Consider the following 17852-nt stretch of genomic DNA (forward strand, 5'->3'; position numbering starts at 1 on the left):
GGAGCGGTTCTGCGAGGATCTCGCCCTGCACGACTGGTTGCTCACCGCGATGGACAACGTGGTCGAGGCGGCCGAGAAGGACATCATCAACGGGATCGACCCGATGCGGATCCTCGGCGCGGCCGTCGACCGGTTGGTCCGACTGTGGATGCCGGGCGCGCACGTCCATCCGGAGATGCGGGTGCTGTGGGCCCAACTGGAGAGCCAGCCGGGTTTCACCCGCCAGTGGACGACGCAGGTCGCATGGGTGCGCGACCACATCGCGCTGTCCACCCTCGACGTGCTCAAGCAGATCGGCCATCACAACGCCACCTGGTGATCAGATCCGGAACCACTTGTGCACCAGCAGGGCGAAGAAGACGCTGATGGACACGAGACTGAAGTAGCTCTCGATCACGAGCAGGATCTTGATCGCGTCCGGCAGGTTGTCGGCGTCGTGCGGGTCGAGGTAGTTGACCAGGCAGAGGTACATGTTCTGCCAGAGCGGGCCGCTGCGGGCGATCGCGACGAACACGGTGAACACGGCCAGTTGGGCGATCACCCAGAAGAGCAACCACTGGGGTTTGTAGCCGTAGCCGCACAGAATCCAGGCGAAGCTCAGCCGGGTCTTCTCCCAGCCGGGTTTGCTGGCCCGTTGCCGTTCCCGCGACCGCGCGTAGAGGCAGCGGTCCCGGCCGATGTTGTCGCCGAGTTGCAGATAGATGCCGGCCGCGTGGTCGAAGGCAAGTTCGGCGTGCAGAAACAGTTTCTCGGAACGGCATTCCTTGCCGATCTTCTCGAATATCGCCGCCAGTCGCTTGTTCTGCGCCCGGGTCAGCCGCAGCGGTCCCCGGGACTCCACATCGGCCGCCATCAGCGCCTTGATGAGCGCCCGGCGCCGGTCGTCGCCCGGCAGGGACGGGTCCCAGGCCTGGTAGATGTGCGCGAAGACCAGGCTTTCCCGGCCGCGCCGGCTCGGCGGTGAGTACCGGTCGAGAATGTCGGCGGTGTACCGCTCGAACCGGTCGAGCAGGTCGGCCTCCTTTGCCCGCAGCGTTTTGTCCTGCCGGGCTTCGTCCACCAGTTCCATGTAGCTGTCCACCCGGCGAGTGATGGCGGTGACGACCGAACTGTCCGACAGCGGACTCTCGGAGGTCATGTCGGGCTGGCCAGCCCCATTCGTCTGCGTGGGCACTCCTTCGACGATACCGCGCCTCCCTGTCACCAATGTGCCAATTGAGACACCCGTATCTGACATTTGACGGAACTTTCCGCCGGCCGGCCACTTGACACGCGCCGTTCCTGATTGATTTCGAGGTGCGGTTGGCCAGGGTCGGAGGCGGGTCAGGCCCAGTCGGAGATCGAGCGGCCGGCGGCGGTGTTGAAGGACCTCGCCGACCGTGACGTGACCTACGACGGGGAGGACCGGGACTGGTTGCTACGAGGTGACGCCAGCCCCGCAGGTCGAGGTCGGCGAGCGGCCGGCGATCACGAACACCCGGCTGGTGCTGCCAGTGGGCACGTTGGCGAAGCCGTTGAGTTCGGAATTTCCGGACTGATTGGGCCAACCATTTTCCGTTCCTTGCCCGAACTAGCCTGGTACACCTAGAGTTCTCGGGCGGATACTTCCGTTTGACACCCGAAAACTTTCGAAGGGTATTCCTCATGCGGACCCCGACCCGCGTGTGGATCGCCGGGCTGGCTCTGGCTGGGCTCATGCTGCCCGCCGGGCCGGTGGCGTTCACCGCAGCCGCTGATCCTGTTGTTGTTGCTGATCCTGTTGTCACTGCCGGGTTTGACTTCGAGGACGGGACCGGGCAGGGGTGGTTCGGGCGCGGCAGCGCGGTGGTCGCGGCGGACGCGGGGGCGGCGCATGCGGGGGCCTTCGGGTTGCGCACCACCGGGCGGACGGAGAGCTGGAACGGGCCGAGTGTGGAGTTGGCGCCGGTGTTGCTCACCGGGGCGACCTACGTGATCTCGGCGCGGGTTCGGCTCGCGGCCGGCGCGGCGGCCTCGACGGTGCAACTGACCATGCAGCGCCAGCCGGTCGGCGGTGACACCGCGTTCGACTTCATCACCAGCGGGGCGGTGACCGACGCCGGCTGGGTGGAGCTGCGGGGGAGCTACGCGGTGCCGTCGGAGTCGTCGCAGTTGCAGCTGTACCTGGAGAGCGGCAACGCGACAGCGGGGTTCGACCTCGACGACGTCACCGTCACGATGACCGCGCCGCCGCCGGGCGGGCCGCCGGACGAGGCGCCGCTGGCCAGCGACTTCGAGGACGGCACGGCGCAGGGTTGGGTGCCGCGGATCGGGTCGGAGGTGCTCGGCGTCACCACCGCCGACGCGCACGGCGGCACGCACAGCCTGCTGACCACGGGCCGCGCCGCCGCGTTCTACGGGCCGGCACGCAGCCTGCTCGGCCGGGTGACCAAGGGCAAGCGGTACGACTTCTCGGTCTGGGTGAAGCTCGCGCCCGGAGAGGCGCCGAGCGACCTGCGGCTGTCGGTGGAACGGCGGTTCCAGGGCGCCCAGTCGTTCGAGACGGTGGCGAGCGCGGCCGGGGTGACCGCTGATTCCTGGGTCCGGCTGGCCGGCAGCTACACGCTGGGCAGTGACGTGGACTTCCTCACCGGCTACGTGGAGACCGCGAACGGTACCGCCTCCTTCTACATCGACGACTTCGAGCGGACGTTCGTGCGCCCGCTGCCGATCGAGCCGGACATCCCGTCGCTGAAGGACGTGTTCGCGGACGACTTCACGATCGGTGCGGCGATGGCGCCCAGCACCACGCTCGGCGTGCACGGCGAACTGGCCGCCAAGCACTTCAACTCGATCACCGCGGGCAACGCGATGAAATGGGACGCGACCGAGCCCGCCGAGGGCCGGTTCACCTTCACCGACGCCGACACCGTGGCGAACTTCGCGGCCCAGCACGGCATCGCGCTGCGCGGGCACACCCTGGTCTGGCACAGCCAGGTCCCGGCCTGGGTGTTCCAGCGCGACGGCGTCGACCTGACCAACAGCCCGGCGGACAAGGCCCTGCTGCTGGACCGGATCGAAAACCACGTCCGCGCGGTCGCCGGGCGCTACGCCGGGCAGATCTACGCCTGGGACGTGGTCAACGAGGTGGTCGACGAGATCCAGCCGGATGGCTTGCGGCGCAGCAGGTTCTACGAGATCGCCGGGCTGGACTACATCCGTGCCGCGTTCCGGGTGGCCCGGGAGGTCGCGCCGAACGCCAAGCTCTACCTCAACGACTTCAACACCGAGTACCCGGCCAAGCGGGCGAAGGTCTTCGAACTGGTGCGCGCGCTGCGCGCCGAGGGCGTGCCGGTCGACGGCATCGGCCACCAGTTGCACGTCAACATCGAGCGGCAGCGGCTGGCCGAGATCGAGAAGAGCATCACCCAGTTCGCCACGCTCGGCGTCGAGCAGCAGGTCACCGAGCTGGATGTGAGCGTCTACACCAACTTCGTGGAGTCGCTGCCCAGCATCCCGGCCGAGACCCTGGCCCTGCAGGGCTACCGCTACCGCGACCTGTTCGACATGTTCCGCCGGCAGCACGACAGGCTCAACTCGGTGACCGTGTGGGGCCTGGCCGACGACGGCACCTGGTTGAAGAACTTCCCGTTCCCGCGCCTGGACCTGCCGCTGCTGTTCGACGAGCAACTGCAGTCCAAGCCGGCCTACTGGGGCCTGGTCGACCCGGCCCGGCTGCCGCAGGTCACCCGGGCGCTCACCGTCCCGGCCGGTCGCGTGCGCGTCGACGGCGCCCCGGAGACCGAGTGGACGTTGTTGCCCGGCACCGACCTGCACTCGCGCAGCGGTGTGGGCGCGACGTTCCGGGTGCGCTGGGACGAGCACAACCTGTACGTGCTGGCCGACGTGACCGACCCGACCCGCGACCACGGCGACCTGGTCGACTTCTTCGTCGACCAGAACAACGGCAAGACGCCCGGCTACCAGGCCGACGACGCGCGTTACCGGGTCAGCCGAAACGGTGCGCACGGCCTCGGTTTCCGGGCGGAGGCCAAGCCGACCCAGACCGGCTACCGGGTGGAGGCGGCCATCCCGTTGCGCCCGAACGGCGCCGTGGACCGCCGGATCGGCTTCGACCTCCGGCTGCGCGACGCGGCGAACCCCGCCGCGCCGGTGTCCTGGAACGACAACGCCGCCGGCCAGGACGCCGACACCTCTCGCTGGGCCACCCTCACGCTGGTCAGAGCGGTCGGTCAGGCCGACGCCGCCCGCGGCACCCCGGTGCTGGACGGCCTCGCCGACCGGGTCTGGTCCCGGGCCCGGCCCATCACCACCGACGTGCAGGTGATCGGCACCGGCGGAGCGCGCGCCACGGCCAGGCTGCTGTGGGACTCCGGGCACCTCTACGTGTTCGCCACGGTCAGCGATCCGACCCTGGACGAGTCCAGCCCCAACACCTGGGAGCAGGACTCGCTGGAGATCTTCGTCAACCCGGCGAACACGAAGGAGACCGGCTACCGCGACGAGGACGGCCAGTACCGGATCAGCTTCAGCAACCGGCAGACCATCACCGGCAACTTCGACGCCTTCCGGATCGCGGACAACCTGCGCAGCGTCACCAGGACCGTCCCCGGCGGCTACGTGGTCGAGGCGGCCATCGAACTGGACAGCATCCATCCGTTCCCCGGCGCGCTGATCGGGTTCGACCTCCAGGTCAACGACGCCACCGCCGGCGCCCGGACCGCCGCCCGCACCTGGCACGACCCCACCGGACGGTCCTTTGTGGACACATCACGCTGGGGAGTGGTCACCCTGACGAACTGAGGTCCCGTTCCAGCTCGGCTGCGCGGGCGACGGCCTCGGCCGCGTCCGCGCCGGCGCCCGCGGCCTCGCACGCCTGCGCCAGGGAACGCAGCGTGCGGGCCTGCCACAGCGGCGTCCCGAGCGCCTGCCAGAGGTCCACCGCCTGGCGCAGCAGCGTGATCGCCTCCGCGTGCCGGCCCTGGGTCGCGCTCAGGTCGCCCAGTTCGCTGCGCACCCGTGCCTCGACGAAGCGCAGTCCGGCCGACTGGCTGATCCGCAGGGCGGAGTCGAGCGAGTCCCGGGCCGGCGCGTGCTCCCCCTGGCGAAGCTGGCAGGCGCCGAGGCCGCGCAGGGCGTGTGCCTCGCCGGCCCGGTCGCCCAGCACCCGGACGATGTCGATGACCCGGCGGAACGCGGCGGCGGCGGCGTCCAGCGACCCCCGGCCGAGGTGCAGTTCGCCGACCGCGTAGAGCACCTGGGCCTGGTCCCGCCGGTTGCCGGTACCGTCCAGAATGGACAGTGCCTCGTCCAGCCCGCGCTCGGCGAGGTCGAACTGCCCGAGGGCGAGCCGGATCTGCGCGATACTGCGCACCGCCGACGCCTCGGCCGCCCGGTCGCCGGCCACCCGCAGCTCGGCCCGGCCGCGCTCGCCGTCGGACAGTGCCTCGTCGAACCGGCCGAGCCGCCGGGCGACGTGCGAGGCGTGGGTCAGCACCAGGCCGAGACCATGCCGCTCGCCGGTCTGTTCGAACAGCCGCCGGGCGGCCCGCAACACGGTGCCGGCCGCCGCGTAGTCGCCGGTGGCGTCAAGCAGCGCGGCCCGGCAGTACAGCGTGGCTCCTTCGCCGCGCCGGTTGCCCGCCCGGCGGGTGGCGGCGAGCCCGTCCTCGATGACCTGCCGCCAGTCGTCGAGGTACCAGCGGGTGGCGAACAACGCCACGCAGCTTCCGCCCAGATCCCAGGCGATCTCGTCCAGGCCCAGCCCGGCGGCCTGCCGGACGGCGGCCATGATCCCCAGCCGTTCGGTTTCCAGCCAGGTGAGCGGGTCGTGGCCGGCCGGGTCGTCGGCGGCCCGCCAGCGTCGCGCGGTCCCGTGGATGATCACATAGTCACCGCCGAACACCTCGCGGTGGGCGCCCTCGGCCCGGGCCAGCCAGGCACCGAACGCCCGGGTCAGCGCGGCGTCGCGGTCGGTGGGGTCCTCGTCCAGCTCGGCGCGCTCGCGGGCGTAGCCGCGCACCAGGTCGTGGAACCGGAACCGGGTCAGCCCGCAGGCGTCGCGGCCGACCACCTCCAGCAACCGGGCGTCCACCAGCCGCTCGGTCAGCTCACCCGCCAGGGCCACCGGGCTGTCCAGCAGCGCGGCCGCCACCCAGGCGGTGAAGTCGGGTGCGTCGAGCAGCCCGAGCCGGCGGAACAGGCGGCGCGCCGCGTCGTCCAGCCCGCGGCAGGACACCTCCAGGCTGGCCCGGACCGCCAGCCCGCCGTGCCGCAACTCGTCGAGCCTGCGCCGCTCGTCGGTCAGCCGCTCCACCAGGTCGGCCAGCAACCAGTGCGGCCGGGCGGCCAGCCGGGCGCCGGCGATCCGCACGGCCAGCGGCAGCCGGGCGCACTGCTCGACCAGACGGGTGGCCGCCGCCGGCTCGGCCGACACCCGCGCCGGGCCGGCGATCCGGCCGAGCAGCAGCAGCGCCTGCTCGCGGTCGAGCACGTCCAGGTCGAGCCGCCGCACCGCGCCCAGCGCCCCCAGGCGGGTCCGGCTGGTCACCAGCACGGCGCAGCCCGCGCCGCCCGGCAGCAGCGGTTCGACCTGCCCTTCGCCTGCGGCGTTGTCCAGCAGCACCAGCACCCGCCGCCGGGCCAGCCGGTCGCGGTAGAGCTCGGCGCGTTCGTCCAGCGCGGGTGGAACCGCCGTGCCGTCGACGCCGAGGGCGCGCAGGAACCTGCCGAGCACCTCGGCGGGCGCCGTCTGTCCACCGTGCAGGTCCACGTACAGCTGGCCGTCCGGGAAGTCCGCCCGCAGCCGGTGTGCGACGTGCACGGCCAGCGCGGTCTTGCCGACCCCGCCGCGGCCGGCCACCGCCGTCACCACGACGGCGGCCGCATCGGCCGCACGCAACGCCGAACACAGGTCGTCGACCTCGGCGTCCCGGCCGGTGAAATCGGCGATGTCGGCCGGCAGCAGGCACGGCATGGCCTGGACCGGGGCGGCTGAGGGCAGGTCCAGGCTGGGGTCGCCGGCCAGGATCGCCCGCTCCAGCCGGTGCAGTTCCGCCTTCGGCTCCAGGCCGAGGCCTTCGGCCAGCGCCCGGCGGGCGTCCTGGTAGACCCGCAGGGCCTCCGGCCGGCGCCCGCAGCGGTACAGGCAGAGCATCAGTTGGGCGGCGAAGCGTTCCCGCAGCGGGTGTTCGCCGACCAGGCCGGACAACTCCCCGACCAGGTCGGCGTGCCGGCCCATGGCCAGATCCGCGTCGAGCCGCTCGGCCACCACGGCGAGCCGGCGTTCCTCCAGCATGGCCGCCGCGCCGGTCAGGCCGTTCACGCCGGACAGTGCCGGGCCCCGCCACAACCGCAGCGCCGCCCGGAACCCGGCGGCCGCCTGCTCCCACCGGCCGGCCGCGGCGGCCTGCCGGGCGGCCGTCACCCGTTCCTCGAACAGGTACAGGTCCACCACGTCCGGCTCGACGGCCAGCAGGTAGCCGGGCACCCGGGTGACCAGGCGAGCGCCGAGAACCCGGCGCAGTTCCGAGGTGCCGTTGTGGATCTGCCGGCGGGCCGTCGCCGGCGGCCGGTCGCCCCAGACCGCGTCGATCATCTTGTCGATCGGGACCAGCCGGCCGGCCGCGAGCAGCAACACGGCGAGCATCGTCCGTTCCCGCCGGCCGCCGACCCGGACCGGTTGACCCGACGCCCACACTCCGACCGGGCCCAGCAGCCGGAACTCCATACGTTTCCCTCGCGACGACTGCGGGCCAGTCTGGCCCGGCCGGCGCCGACACGCCAGCACCAATGCAGAACCAATGTCTGATCGAGAGCGGGCCCGGCCACGATCGGTGTATCCGTCACATCTCCACAATTCGTGAAAGGGATACGTGAATGGGAACTAGAGTCTGGACGCGGTGTGTCGGGCTGGTCCTCGCGCTGGTCGCCGGTCTCGCGCTCACCCCGGTTCCGGCCTCGGCCGACACCCTGTACCTGCGGGTTCTCTGGATCAGGTGTCAGGACCAGAGCGAACCGTTCTCGGACGAGATTCGCTTACGGGTCAACGGAACGCTGGCCGGCGCCTGGAACGACGTGGACACCCGGGAGACCCATTGGGTGGACTACACGTTCATCACGAGGAACCACGCGTTCAGCGGCGGGGTCACCATTGAGGTCCGTGAGGAGGACGGTCAGGAGGATCTGATCGGTTGGGTCTGGGTCGACGGCGGTCTGGTCGACAGCGGCGAGCACGAGGGATTGGCGAGCCAGATCGACGGCGAGTACATCGTCCGATATGTGGTGACCTCCAGCCCGTCCTGAGCCCAGCGTTTTCCGGTGGGGCGTCCGCCAGGGCGCCCCACCTTTCTAGTCCACTGTGGACGGTTCGGGTGCCGGTTCGGCGGCCGGGACGCCGCCCGGCATGACCAGCACGCAGAGGGCGGCGATCACGGCGACCGCGAGGACGCCGAGGTAGACGCCGTGGATGGCGGTGGCCAGGACGTCGGCGGGCAGGTGCTCGGCCGATCCGCCCGCGGTGACGCTCGCGTTGACGACGGCGCCGAACACGGCGATGCCGACGGCGCTGCCGACCGAACGGGCGAACAGCGTCGCGCCGGTGACCACGCCCCGGGTCTGCCAGTCGGCCGAGGCCTGCGCGGCGACCAGGGCCGGGGCACTCATGAACCCCAGGCCCGCGCCGATGACCGCGCAACCGGATGCGAGTTGCCACACGCCGCTGGCCGGGGTCACGGTGACCAGGACGATGCCGCCGAGGATGGCCAGCGCGGCGCCGAGCAGCGCCGTGTTGCGGAACCCGACCCGAAGGTAGATGCGGCCGGACAGGGTCGCGGCGACCGGCCAGCCCAGGGTGAGTGCGGCGACGGCGAACCCGCCGACCACGGCGCTGGTGCCCAACACGTTCTGCGCGTACAGCGGGACGTAGGAGTTCAGGCCGATCAGCAGGGCGCCGACACAGAGCGAGGTGGCGTTGGAGCCGATGAGCACCCGCCGCCGGAACACCCACAGCGGCAGGATCGGCTCCGGCGCCCGCCGCTCGACCAGGCCGAACAGCACCAGCAGCACGGCGGCGGTGCCGAGCACGGCGATGCTGGCCGGCGAGTCCCAGGCCCAGTTCACCCCGCCGGCGAGCAGGCCGAGGATGAGCAGGGCGCCGCCCCCGGACAGCAGCACCGCGCCCAGGTAGTCGATGCGGTGGGAGGTGCGGGTGAGGCGTTCGGTGAACCCGCGCTGCAACATGCCCATGGCCAGCAGGGCGAGCGGGATGTTGATGAAGAAGATCCATCGCCAGGACACGTAGTCGGAGAAGATCCCGCCGAGCGCCGGCCCGACCACCGACGACACCGCCCACACGCTGGCCAGATACCCGATCACCTTGGCCCGCTCGACCAGGCTGTAGATGTCGGCCACGATGGTCTGCCCGATCGGCAGTACCGCGCCGGCGCCGAGACCCTGCAGCGCCCGGAACACGATCAGCGACAGCATGCTCCACGCCGCCCCGCACAGCGCCGAGGCCACCAGGAAGATCGCGATCCCGACCAGCATCATCGGTTTGCGGCCGAAGATGTCCGCGAGCTTGCCGTACAGCGGAACGGACACTGCCTGGGTCAGCATGTAGATCGAGAACAGCCAGGGGAACTGGGCGAACGAACCGAGGTCGGCGACGATCGAGGGGACCGCGGTGGCCAGGATCGTCGAGTCGATCGCGACCAGCCCGGTCGACAGCATCACCGACAGCAGCACCGGGCCACGGTCGGAGCGCAGCCCGATGCCCGGTTCACCCCTCACACTCTCTGCGAACACCCGTGGCGCCGAGATCATTCCAACGGCCCGCCTGCCAACAGCCACCTCAGGGGACCGTGACGCCACCCAGCCACAATCCACCCGACATCCGCACCACCAGCTGGAACGCAACAACCGCATCAAAATTCCGGAGTGGCGGGCTGCGGGTACGGGATGGCCGAGCCGGTCAGGGTGAGCCGCACGTCGGAGTCCAGCGGCGGCAGGCAGTGCCCGGTGACCCGGGCGGTGACCGAGGGTCCGTCGGGCAGCAGGTCCAACCGCACCGACGCGTCGTGGCCGAAGTAGCTGATCTCCCGGACCCGGGCCGCGACGCCCGAGCCGGCGCCGTTGGGGTGAATGATCAGCTGCTCCGGCCGGATCATCAGCCGCACCGCGCCCTCGGCCGGGGCGGCCAGCGGAACGGTGCCCAGCACACAGTCGGCCTGTCCATTGTGGACGGTGGCCGGGATGAGCACGGCCTCGCCCACGAAGGCGGCCACACCGGTGTCGGAGGGGCGGGTGTAGACCCCGGCCGGGGTGTCCAGCTGGACCACCCGGCCGTCCCGCATCACGCCGACCTGGTCGGCGAGCGAGAGCGCTTCGGACTGGTCGTGCGTGACCAGGACGGCCGTGGCGCCGGCCGCGCGCAGCGCCGCGGCGACCGCGCGCCGGGTGCCCTCGCGCAGCGCCGCGTCCAGCGACGAGAACGGCTCGTCGAGCAGCACCACGGCCGGGCGCGGGGCCAGGGCGCGGGCCAGCGCCACCCGCTGCTGCTGGCCGCCGGAGAGCTCATGCGGGTAGCGGGTGGACAGCCCGGCGGCCAGGCCGACCAGGTCGAGCAGTTCGGCCACCCGGTCGGGGTCGCGGCGCTGCGGCCGGGGCAGCCCGAAGGTGATGTTGGCGGCCACGGTCAGATGCGGGAACAGCGCGCCCTCCTGGGGCACGTAGCCGACCCGGCGGTGTTGCGGCTTGGTCGAGTGGCCCGGCCGGAACACCACGGTGTCGCCGAACGCGATCGTGCCGCCGTCCGGGTCGGCGAAGCCGGCGATGAGCCGCAGCAGCGTGGTCTTCCCACAGCCGGACGGGCCGAGCACCGCCGTCAGGCTGCCGTGCGGGACGTGCAGGTCGACCCCGTGCAGCACCGGGGTGCTGCCGTAGGACTTGGTCACCGCGGCGATGCTGAGCTCAGTCACGGCCGGACTCCTTTCGCACCGCGCGGGTCAGCAGGTACGTGGCGGGCGCGGAGATCAGCACCATCAGCGCGGCGTAGGGGGCCGCCTCGCCGTAGGCCACATTGTCGCTGTAGCTCCAGAACTGGGTGGCCAGGGTCTGGGTGCCGGTCGGGGCCAGCAGCAGCGTCGCGGTCAGCTCGGTGACCACCCCCAGGAAGACCAGCGCCGCGCCGGCTCCGAGCCCGGGGGCGATCAGCGGCAGCGTGACCCTGGCCAGCGTTCCGAGCCGGCCGGCGCCCAGGGACTGCGCGACGTCGTCGAGCACCGGCGGGGTCTGGGCCAGGGTGGCCCGGACGTTCACCACCGCGCGCGGCAGGAACAGGATGAGGTAGGCGACGATCACCAGGCTGGTGGTCTGGTAGAGCGACGGGGTGACCCGCACCGCGATGGTGACCAGGGCCAGCGCGATCACGATGCCGGGCAGCGCGCTGCCGGTGTAGGTGGCCCGCTCCAGCAGGGTGGACACCCGGCCGCGCCGCCGCACGTACAGCCAGGCCACCGGAAGGGCCGCGACGGTGGTCACCACGGCGCCCAGCGCGCCGAGGCCGAGCGAGGTGCCGGTGCTGGTCAACAGCAGCTCTGTGTCCACAGTGGACGAACTGCCGACCGCGAGCCAGTAGCCGAGGCTGGCCAGCGGGACGCCGAGGGCGAGCCCGCACAGCAGCACCAGCCCGCCGACGGCCGGCACGGTCAGCCCGCCGAGCCGGATCCGGTCGATCGGGCGGGCCGTGCCGGAGCCGGTGCGGGCGTACCGGGCCCGGCCGCGCAACCGCAGCTCGGTCACCAGCAGCACCAGGCAGCACAGCACCAGCACCCCGGCCAGCATGTTGGCCGCCGCCCCGTTGAAGGTGGACTGGTACTGGTCGTAGATCGCGGTGGTGAACGTGGGGTAGCGCAGCATCTGCAACGCCCCGAACTCGGCCAGGATGTGCAGCCCGACCAGCAGCGCGCCGCCGAGGATGGCCGGCCGGAGCTGGGGGAGCACGGTGCGGGTGAAGGTCCGCAGCGCGCCGTGGCCGAGCGACCGGGCGGCCTCCTCGTGCGCCGGGTCCAGGCCGCGCAGGCTCGCCGCCACCGGCAGGTACACGAACGGGAAGTAGGACAGCGTCACGATCACCAGCGCGCCACCGAACCCCGCCGCCGAGGGCATCAGCGACACCCAGCCGTAGCTGTTGACGAACGCGGGGATGGCCAGCGGCGCCACCAGCAGCACGTTGAACACCCTGCGCAGCGGCAGGTTCGACCGTTCGACCAGCCAGGCCGCCACGGTGCCCAGTACCGCGCTGGCCAGCATGCAGCCGATCGCCAGCCGGGCGGTGTTCCACAACAGCTCGCCCACCCGGGGCCGCACGATCAGCCGGATGGCCTCGGCGATGCCGACCTCAAGGGTGGCGTACGCCACGAACAGCAGCGGCAGCAACATGATCAGCGTGACCACGAGCGCCGCGGCCAGCATCGGCCACGGCAGCCGCTCGCGCCCCGCCCGGCTCGGCCGGGCGTCCTCGGGCAGGAGCGTGCTGACGGACATCGGTTAGAGCAGTCCGGCGTTCCGCATCAGCTCGACGACCTTGGGGCCGTTGAGAGTCGCGATGTCGATCACCGGCGGGTCCAGCTCGGACATCGGCTTGAGCTTGGCGTTGGCGGGGACGTCCGGGGAGACCGGGTACTCCAGGGCCTCGGCGTTGTTGGCCAGGTTCTCCTGGCCTGCCTTGCCGGTCATGAACTTCACCAGCTGCGCCGCCTTGTCCCGCTGCTTGCTGGCGCTGAGCACCCCGGCCCCCGACACGCTCAGGAACGCGCCGGGATCCTTGTCGCCGAAGAACTTCAGCTCGGTGTTGTTGCTGTCCGAACCGGACTCGGCGCGGTCCTGGTACCAGTAGTAGTGGTAGATCACACCGGCCGGGATCTCGCCGTTGTTGACCGCCTTCAGGATCGCCCGGTTGTTCTGGTAGACCTTGGCGTTCGCCTTCAGGCCCTCGATCCACTTCGTCGCCTCGGCCTCGCCCTTGGTGGCCAGCACGGCGCTCACGATGGCCTGGAAGTCCGCGCCGCCGGCCGCGACCCCGTAGCGGCCCTGCCACTGCGGCTGCTGCAGGTCCATCAGCGAGGCGGGCAACTGGTCGGGGGTGAGCTTCTGCTTGTTGTAGACCAAAACGGTGGAACGCGCGGCGAACCCGACCCAGTTGTGGCTGGAGGGAACGAACTGGGCCGGCACCTGGGCCAGGGTGGCGTCGTCGATCTTGGCGAACCCGCCGGCCCGGTCGACCAGGCTCATCGCGGGGGAGTTCTCGGTGACGAACACGTCACCCGGCGAGTTCGCGCCCTCCTGCACGATCTGGTTGGCCAGTTGGGAGTCGCCGCCCATCCTGATGTTGACCTTGATGTCGGTCTCTTTTTCGAAGGCCTCCACCATGGGCTTGATCAATTCCTGGTGCTGGGCCGCATAAAGGGTGATGGTCCCGTTGGCGCCCGGCGAATCGCCGCAGGCGGTCACCGCCGTGACCAGTGCGACACCCATCGTGAGCGCGGCGAACCGCCTGACCCGCATCCGTACCACCATCTCCGCTTTGTTAGGCAAGGGACACCTAATTAGGTATGCCTCGCCATGGAGTCGTTAGCCTAAGCTTAGTTAGCTATGCCTGACTTGTGGAGCCTCCCCCTCGCCGCCAACCTGGCCCGGCACGGCGACCGGCTGGCCGTCGTCACCCCGGACGGCGCCGAGCTGACCTATGCCCAGCTCGGCACCCGGGTGGCCGAGACGGTCGAGGCGCTCGGCCCGACCCGGCGGTTGGTCGCGGTCACGGCGGCCAACGAGGTGGAGCCGCTGGTCACCTACCTCGCCGCCACCGCGGCCGGGCACCCGGTGCTGCTCGGTGCTCCTGGCGGTGCTTCCGCTTCTGGGGACACGCTGTTCGACACCTACAACCCGGACGTCGTGCTCGAACGCCGGCCGGCCGGTTGGCGGCTGGTCGAGCGGCGCCGGGGCTCGGCCCACCACCTGCATCCCGAACTCGCGGTGCTGCTGTCCACCTCCGGCTCCACCGGCTCACCCAAGCTGGTCCGGCTCTCCGCGGCCAACCTGCAGTCCAACGCCGAGGCGATCGCGAACTACCTCGACATCCGCGCCACCGACCGGGCATCGGCCGCGCTGCCGATGCACTACTGCTACGGCCTGTCCGTGCTCAACAGCAACCTGTGCCGGGGCGCCGCGCTGCTACTGACCGCCGACTCGGTGGTCGACCCCCGGTTCTGGACCATGTTCGCCGCGCACGGCGGCACCAGCCTGCACGGTGTGCCGTACACCTTCGACCTGCTCGAACGGGTCGGTTTCGACGCGCTGGACCTCCCGGCGCTGCGCTACGTCACGCAGGCGGGCGGGGCGCTGGCGCCCCACCGGGTGCGGCAGTTCGCCGAGTTGGGCCGGCGCCGGGGCTGGCGGTTCTTCGTGATGTACGGGCAGACCGAGGCCACCGCACGGATGGCCTACCTGCCACCGGACCTGGCCGCGAGCCGGCCGGACGCGGTCGGTGTGCCGGTTCCCGGCGGCTCGTTCGAGGTCCTGCCGTCCGAGGTGCCCGGCCAGGGTGAGCTCGTCTACCGCGGCCCGAACGTGATGCTCGGCTACGCCGAGACTCCGGCCGACCTCGCGCTCGGCCGGACCGTGCACGCGTTGCGTACCGGCGACATCGCGCGCCGCACCGAGGACGGGCTCTACGAGGTGGTCGGACGCACCGCACAGTTCGTCAAGCTGTTCGGGCTGCGGATCGACCTGCGGCAGGCCGAGCGGGTGCTCGCCGAGCACGGGCACACCGTGGCCTGCGCCGGAACCGACGACGCGCTGGTGGTCGCGGTGGAGGCGGCCGACGGCGGGCCGGTGACCGCCGCGGTGCGTGACCTGCTCGGCCTGCCGGCCGGCCAGGTCCGGGTGGTGCCGGTCGACACGCTGCCCCGGCTGAGCAGCGGGAAGATCGACTACGCGGCTCTGCGGCGGCTGTCCGGAGATCCGCAACCCGCTGCCCCGGCGGGGAGATCTCTGCGCGAGCGGTTCGCCGCGGTGCTCGGCCGGCCGCGGGTAGCCGGCACCGACACGTTCGTCAGCCTGGGCGGCGACTCGCTGTCCTATGTGCAGATGTCCATCGAGATCGAGCGGGCGCTGGGCTACGTGCCGAAGAACTGGCACACCACGCCGGTGGCCGAGTTGGACCGGCTCACCGCCCGGCCGAGCCGCCGGCCGGTCCGCACCGCGATCATGGAGACCAACATCGCGCTGCGGGCGGTGGCCATCACGCTGGTGGTCGGCACCCACGCCGGCCTGTTCCACCTGCTGGGCGGGGCGCATCTGCTGCTCATGGTGGCGGGGTGGAGCTTCGCCCGGTTCTGCCTGTCCCGCGACACCGGCACCAGCCTGGGCATTCTGCGCAGTGCCGCACGCATCGCGGTCCCGGCGATGCTGTGGCTGGCCTGGCGGGTGTTCGAGACCACCGACGTCACCGTGGCCAACGTGTTGCTGGTCAACAACTATGTCCGCACCGGAGCAGGCGGCTACTGGTTCATCGAGGCGCTGGTGCAGACCCTGCTGCTGTTCGCGGCGGTGCTGGCGGTGCCGGCCGTGCGTCGCTGGGAGCGCCGGCACGGCTTCGCGTTCGCCCTGCTGTGCCTCGGAATCGCGTTCCTGGTCAACTTCGCCGCGCAGGACACCCCGAGCTATCCGGAGCGGGCCATGGCCACGCACGGGGTGCTGTGGTTCTTCGTGCTCGGCTGGCTGGCCCACCGGGCGGCGAGCCCCACCCGGAAGCTGGTGGTGGCCGGCATCGCGCTGCTGGTCATCCCCGGCTACTTCGGGGACCCGGTCCGCGACGCGGTGGTCGTGGTGGGGCTGGGCATCCTGCTGTTCGTCCCGCAGCTACGGCTGCCCCGGGTCGCGGTGCTGGTGCTGGCCCCGGTGGCCAGTGCCTCGCTCTACATCTACCTGACCCACTACGCCGTGCTCGACCTGACGCTGCACCGGATGCCCGCGATCGCCGTGCTCGGCCTCGGGGTGGCGAGCGGCCTGCTGCTCTGGCTCACCGTCGACCGGCTGCGGCGGGAGGTGGGGCGGCGCCCGTTCACCGTGCCCCGCCGGGAGGTCAGGGTGGGGTAGTAGGTTGTGCTGGCCGCCCGCCCGCGTTGATCTTGACAGTGACATGTGGGGCAGGAGATGCTGATGTGACACAGATAACTCAACCGGCCCGGCGTGGAGGCCCCATGCCCCTGCATGTCCTGATCGCCGGCGGTGGTCTCGGCGGTCTGTGTCTCGCGCAGGGGCTGCGCAAGGCGGGCGTGAGCTGTGTCGTCTACGAGCGCGAGCCGGACATCGAGCGGACCGGCTACCGATTACATCTCAACGCCGACGGCGCCGACGCGCTGCGCCGCTGCCTGCCCGACCACCTCTACGAACTGCACCTGCGCACCTCCCGGTCCACCGCCCGCCGGCAGTTCGCCGTGACCCTCGGTCCGGACCTCACCGAGCGGATCACCGCGCCGCACGCCGGGCCGCAGGGCGGCGGCCCGCGTCCCTACCTCGCCGCCGACCGGGGCACGTTGCACCAGATCCTGCTCACCGGCCTGCGGGACGTGGTGCGCTTCGGCGCCCCGGTGGCGGGCTACCGCGCCGACGAGAACCTGGTGGTGCTCGAGCTCGAGGGCGGCCGCGCGGTCAGCGGGGACGTCCTGGTCGGTGCGGACGGGATCGACTCGGCGGTGCGGGCCACCCGGCTGCCGGACATCCGCGTGGTGGACACCGGCACGGTCACCGTGCACGGCCGCACCCCGCTGTCGGCCGACCTCGCCGGCCTGCTGCCGGAACCGCTGTTCGACGGCATAGCGGCGATCGCCGACGGCCACGGCACCCGGCTCAAGATCGGCGCCTGGCGCCCGGCGGCACCGGTCGCCGCGGCCTGTGCCGAACTGGCCCCGTCCGCCGGCATCGAACCGGTCGGCGACTACCTCAGCCTCGCCTTCTCCCGCCCGGGACCGCCGCTGCCGGCCGAGCCGGACGTGCTGCACCGCAGCCTCGCCGAGGCGGTGCGGGACTGGCATCCGGCGCTGCGCGAGATCGTCGCGCGCGCCGACCCCGCGTCGTTCTTCGTCGCGCCTGCCCGGCACCTGCCGGTTCCGCCGTCGTGGCCGCCCGGCCGGGTCACCCTGCTCGGCGACGCGATCCACGCCCCGCCACCGGTGTTCGCCGCCGGAGCCAACGCGGCCCTGCGGGACGCCGCCCACCTGGCCGACGCGCTGGTCCGGGTCGCGACCGGACAGCAGGACGCGCTCGCCGCGATCGGTGGCTACGAGGCGGAGATGCGCGAGTACGTCCGCCCGATCCTGCGGGTGGCCGCCGAACTGTGGCCGGCCGCTGAGCTGTTCAGATAGTGTCCGCGCCGGACATTCGGTGCCTAAGGCCGTCTGGGCGCCGGAATTAGGTGGCAGATTTCCGGCGCGGGACACTCGCCGACGCCGCTCAGCAGCCCGGTCCGGAAAGTTTGCTGTGAGCCTCGATCAGCACGGCCCGTGCGCGGTCCTCGGCGCCGGCCAGCAGCAGGTCGACGGCGACCCGGACGGCATCGGCAGCGGCCCGGACCCGGCAGGTGTCCCCACAGGCCGCGGTGCGCGCCAGCGCGCCCTTCAGGTCGTCGGCCAGCTGACGGTCGGACGCCGAGCCCAGCCCGGCAAGCACCTGCTCGACTCCGGTGAGCAGGTCATGACCGGCCCGTGGCTGGAGATCGGGCAGCTCATCGGAGCGCGGGCGGGGTAGCCACGGCCGGACCGGCCGGGGTCTGCCAGTCATCATGCGTTCCCCGTGAAGCCCCATGTGCCGATCTC

At 71.7% G+C, this 17852-nt stretch carries 12 protein-coding genes; 5 read left to right on the top strand and 7 right to left on the bottom strand.

The features are described 5' to 3' along the window. Positions 1-319, top strand: a 319-nt coding sequence (locus VFO68_RS22000; protein ID WP_325160244.1) for a hypothetical protein, incomplete at its 5' end; no start/stop codon positions are given. Here the strand turns inward: VFO68_RS22000 and VFO68_RS22005 are convergent. Beyond that, positions 320-1138, bottom strand: coding sequence for a hypothetical protein (locus VFO68_RS22005; RefSeq protein ID WP_325160245.1), 819 nt, complete (start codon positions 1136-1138; stop codon positions 320-322). A gap of 506 nt (positions 1139-1644) precedes the next feature. Here VFO68_RS22005 and VFO68_RS22010 point away from each other — a divergent pair. Beyond that, a complete protein-coding gene (locus tag VFO68_RS22010; protein WP_325160246.1) occupies positions 1645-4782 on the top strand; it encodes an endo-1,4-beta-xylanase in 3138 nt (1045 codons plus the stop codon). On the opposite strand, the gene VFO68_RS22015 is transcribed toward VFO68_RS22010, so the two are convergent. Then, on the bottom strand, positions 4766-7708 hold the full coding sequence (locus VFO68_RS22015; RefSeq protein ID WP_325160247.1) for an AfsR/SARP family transcriptional regulator: 2943 nt from the start codon (positions 7706-7708) through the stop codon (positions 4766-4768). The two genes, VFO68_RS22010 and VFO68_RS22015, sit on opposite strands and share 17 nt — an antisense overlap. Before the next feature lie 149 nt (positions 7709-7857). On the opposite strand from VFO68_RS22015, the gene VFO68_RS22020 reads away from it, so the two are divergent. Then, a complete protein-coding gene (locus VFO68_RS22020; protein ID WP_325160248.1) occupies positions 7858-8283 on the top strand; it encodes a hypothetical protein in 426 nt (141 codons plus the stop codon). A gap of 45 nt (positions 8284-8328) precedes the next feature. Here VFO68_RS22020 and VFO68_RS22025 read toward each other — a convergent pair whose 3' ends face one another. From VFO68_RS22025 to VFO68_RS22040, 4 genes are all read right to left on the bottom strand, one after another. After that, on the bottom strand, positions 8329-9768 hold the full coding sequence (locus VFO68_RS22025) for an MDR family MFS transporter (protein ID WP_325160249.1): 1440 nt from the start codon (positions 9766-9768) through the stop codon (positions 8329-8331). A gap of 134 nt (positions 9769-9902) precedes the next feature. After that, complete coding sequence (locus VFO68_RS22030; protein WP_325160250.1) at positions 9903-10955, bottom strand: ABC transporter ATP-binding protein; 1053 nt, start codon at positions 10953-10955, stop codon at positions 9903-9905. Continuing rightward, the gene (locus VFO68_RS22035; protein ID WP_325160251.1) at positions 10948-12522 is read right to left on the bottom strand and encodes an iron ABC transporter permease; all 1575 of its coding nucleotides are present in this window, start codon (positions 12520-12522) and stop codon (positions 10948-10950) included. Before VFO68_RS22035 ends, VFO68_RS22030 begins: the two co-directional genes overlap by 8 nt. A 3-nt stretch (positions 12523-12525) precedes the next feature. Beyond that, positions 12526-13542, bottom strand: a complete 1017-nt coding sequence (locus tag VFO68_RS22040; RefSeq protein WP_325160252.1) for an iron ABC transporter substrate-binding protein — start codon at positions 13540-13542, stop codon at positions 12526-12528. A gap of 87 nt (positions 13543-13629) precedes the next feature. On the opposite strand from VFO68_RS22040, the gene VFO68_RS22045 reads away from it, so the two are divergent. Together VFO68_RS22045 and VFO68_RS22050 are read left to right on the top strand one after the other, a co-directional pair. After that, positions 13630-16134, top strand: coding sequence for an AMP-binding protein (locus tag VFO68_RS22045; protein WP_325160253.1), 2505 nt, complete (start codon positions 13630-13632; stop codon positions 16132-16134). Positions 16135-16238: 104 nt separating this feature from the next. Beyond that, positions 16239-17402 carry an FAD-dependent oxidoreductase gene (locus VFO68_RS22050; protein WP_325160254.1) on the top strand — a complete coding sequence of 388 codons (1164 nt, stop codon included), beginning with the start codon at positions 16239-16241 and terminating at the stop codon, positions 17400-17402. A gap of 88 nt (positions 17403-17490) precedes the next feature. Here the strand turns inward: VFO68_RS22050 and VFO68_RS22055 are convergent, their stop codons facing one another. Beyond that, entirely contained in the window at positions 17491-17817 is a 327-nt protein-coding gene (locus tag VFO68_RS22055) for a hypothetical protein (RefSeq protein WP_325160255.1), read from the bottom strand. Positions 17818-17852: the final 35 nt, after the last annotated feature.

Source organism: Actinophytocola sp., from assembly GCF_035712165.1.
Classification (GTDB): Bacteria; Actinomycetota; Actinomycetes; order Mycobacteriales; family Pseudonocardiaceae; genus DASYTH01.

Excerpts from the sequence above, each read along its gene's own strand:
- VFO68_RS22005 (WP_325160245.1), bottom strand. The coding sequence starts at position 1,138 with ATGACCTCCGAGAGTCCGCTGTCGGACAGTTCGGTCGTCACCGCCATC.
- VFO68_RS22010 (WP_325160246.1), top strand. The coding sequence starts at position 1,645 with ATGCGGACCCCGACCCGCGTGTGGATCGCCGGGCTGGCTCTGGCTGGG.
- VFO68_RS22015 (WP_325160247.1), bottom strand. The coding sequence starts at position 7,708 with ATGGAGTTCCGGCTGCTGGGCCCGGTCGGAGTGTGGGCGTCGGGTCAA.
- VFO68_RS22020 (WP_325160248.1), top strand. The coding sequence starts at position 7,858 with ATGGGAACTAGAGTCTGGACGCGGTGTGTCGGGCTGGTCCTCGCGCTG.
- VFO68_RS22035 (WP_325160251.1), bottom strand. The coding sequence starts at position 12,522 with ATGTCCGTCAGCACGCTCCTGCCCGAGGACGCCCGGCCGAGCCGGGCG.
- VFO68_RS22040 (WP_325160252.1), bottom strand. The coding sequence starts at position 13,542 with ATGCGGGTCAGGCGGTTCGCCGCGCTCACGATGGGTGTCGCACTGGTC.
- VFO68_RS22045 (WP_325160253.1), top strand. The coding sequence starts at position 13,630 with ATGCCTGACTTGTGGAGCCTCCCCCTCGCCGCCAACCTGGCCCGGCAC.
- VFO68_RS22050 (WP_325160254.1), top strand. The coding sequence starts at position 16,239 with ATGCCCCTGCATGTCCTGATCGCCGGCGGTGGTCTCGGCGGTCTGTGT.
- VFO68_RS22055 (WP_325160255.1), bottom strand. The coding sequence starts at position 17,817 with ATGACTGGCAGACCCCGGCCGGTCCGGCCGTGGCTACCCCGCCCGCGC.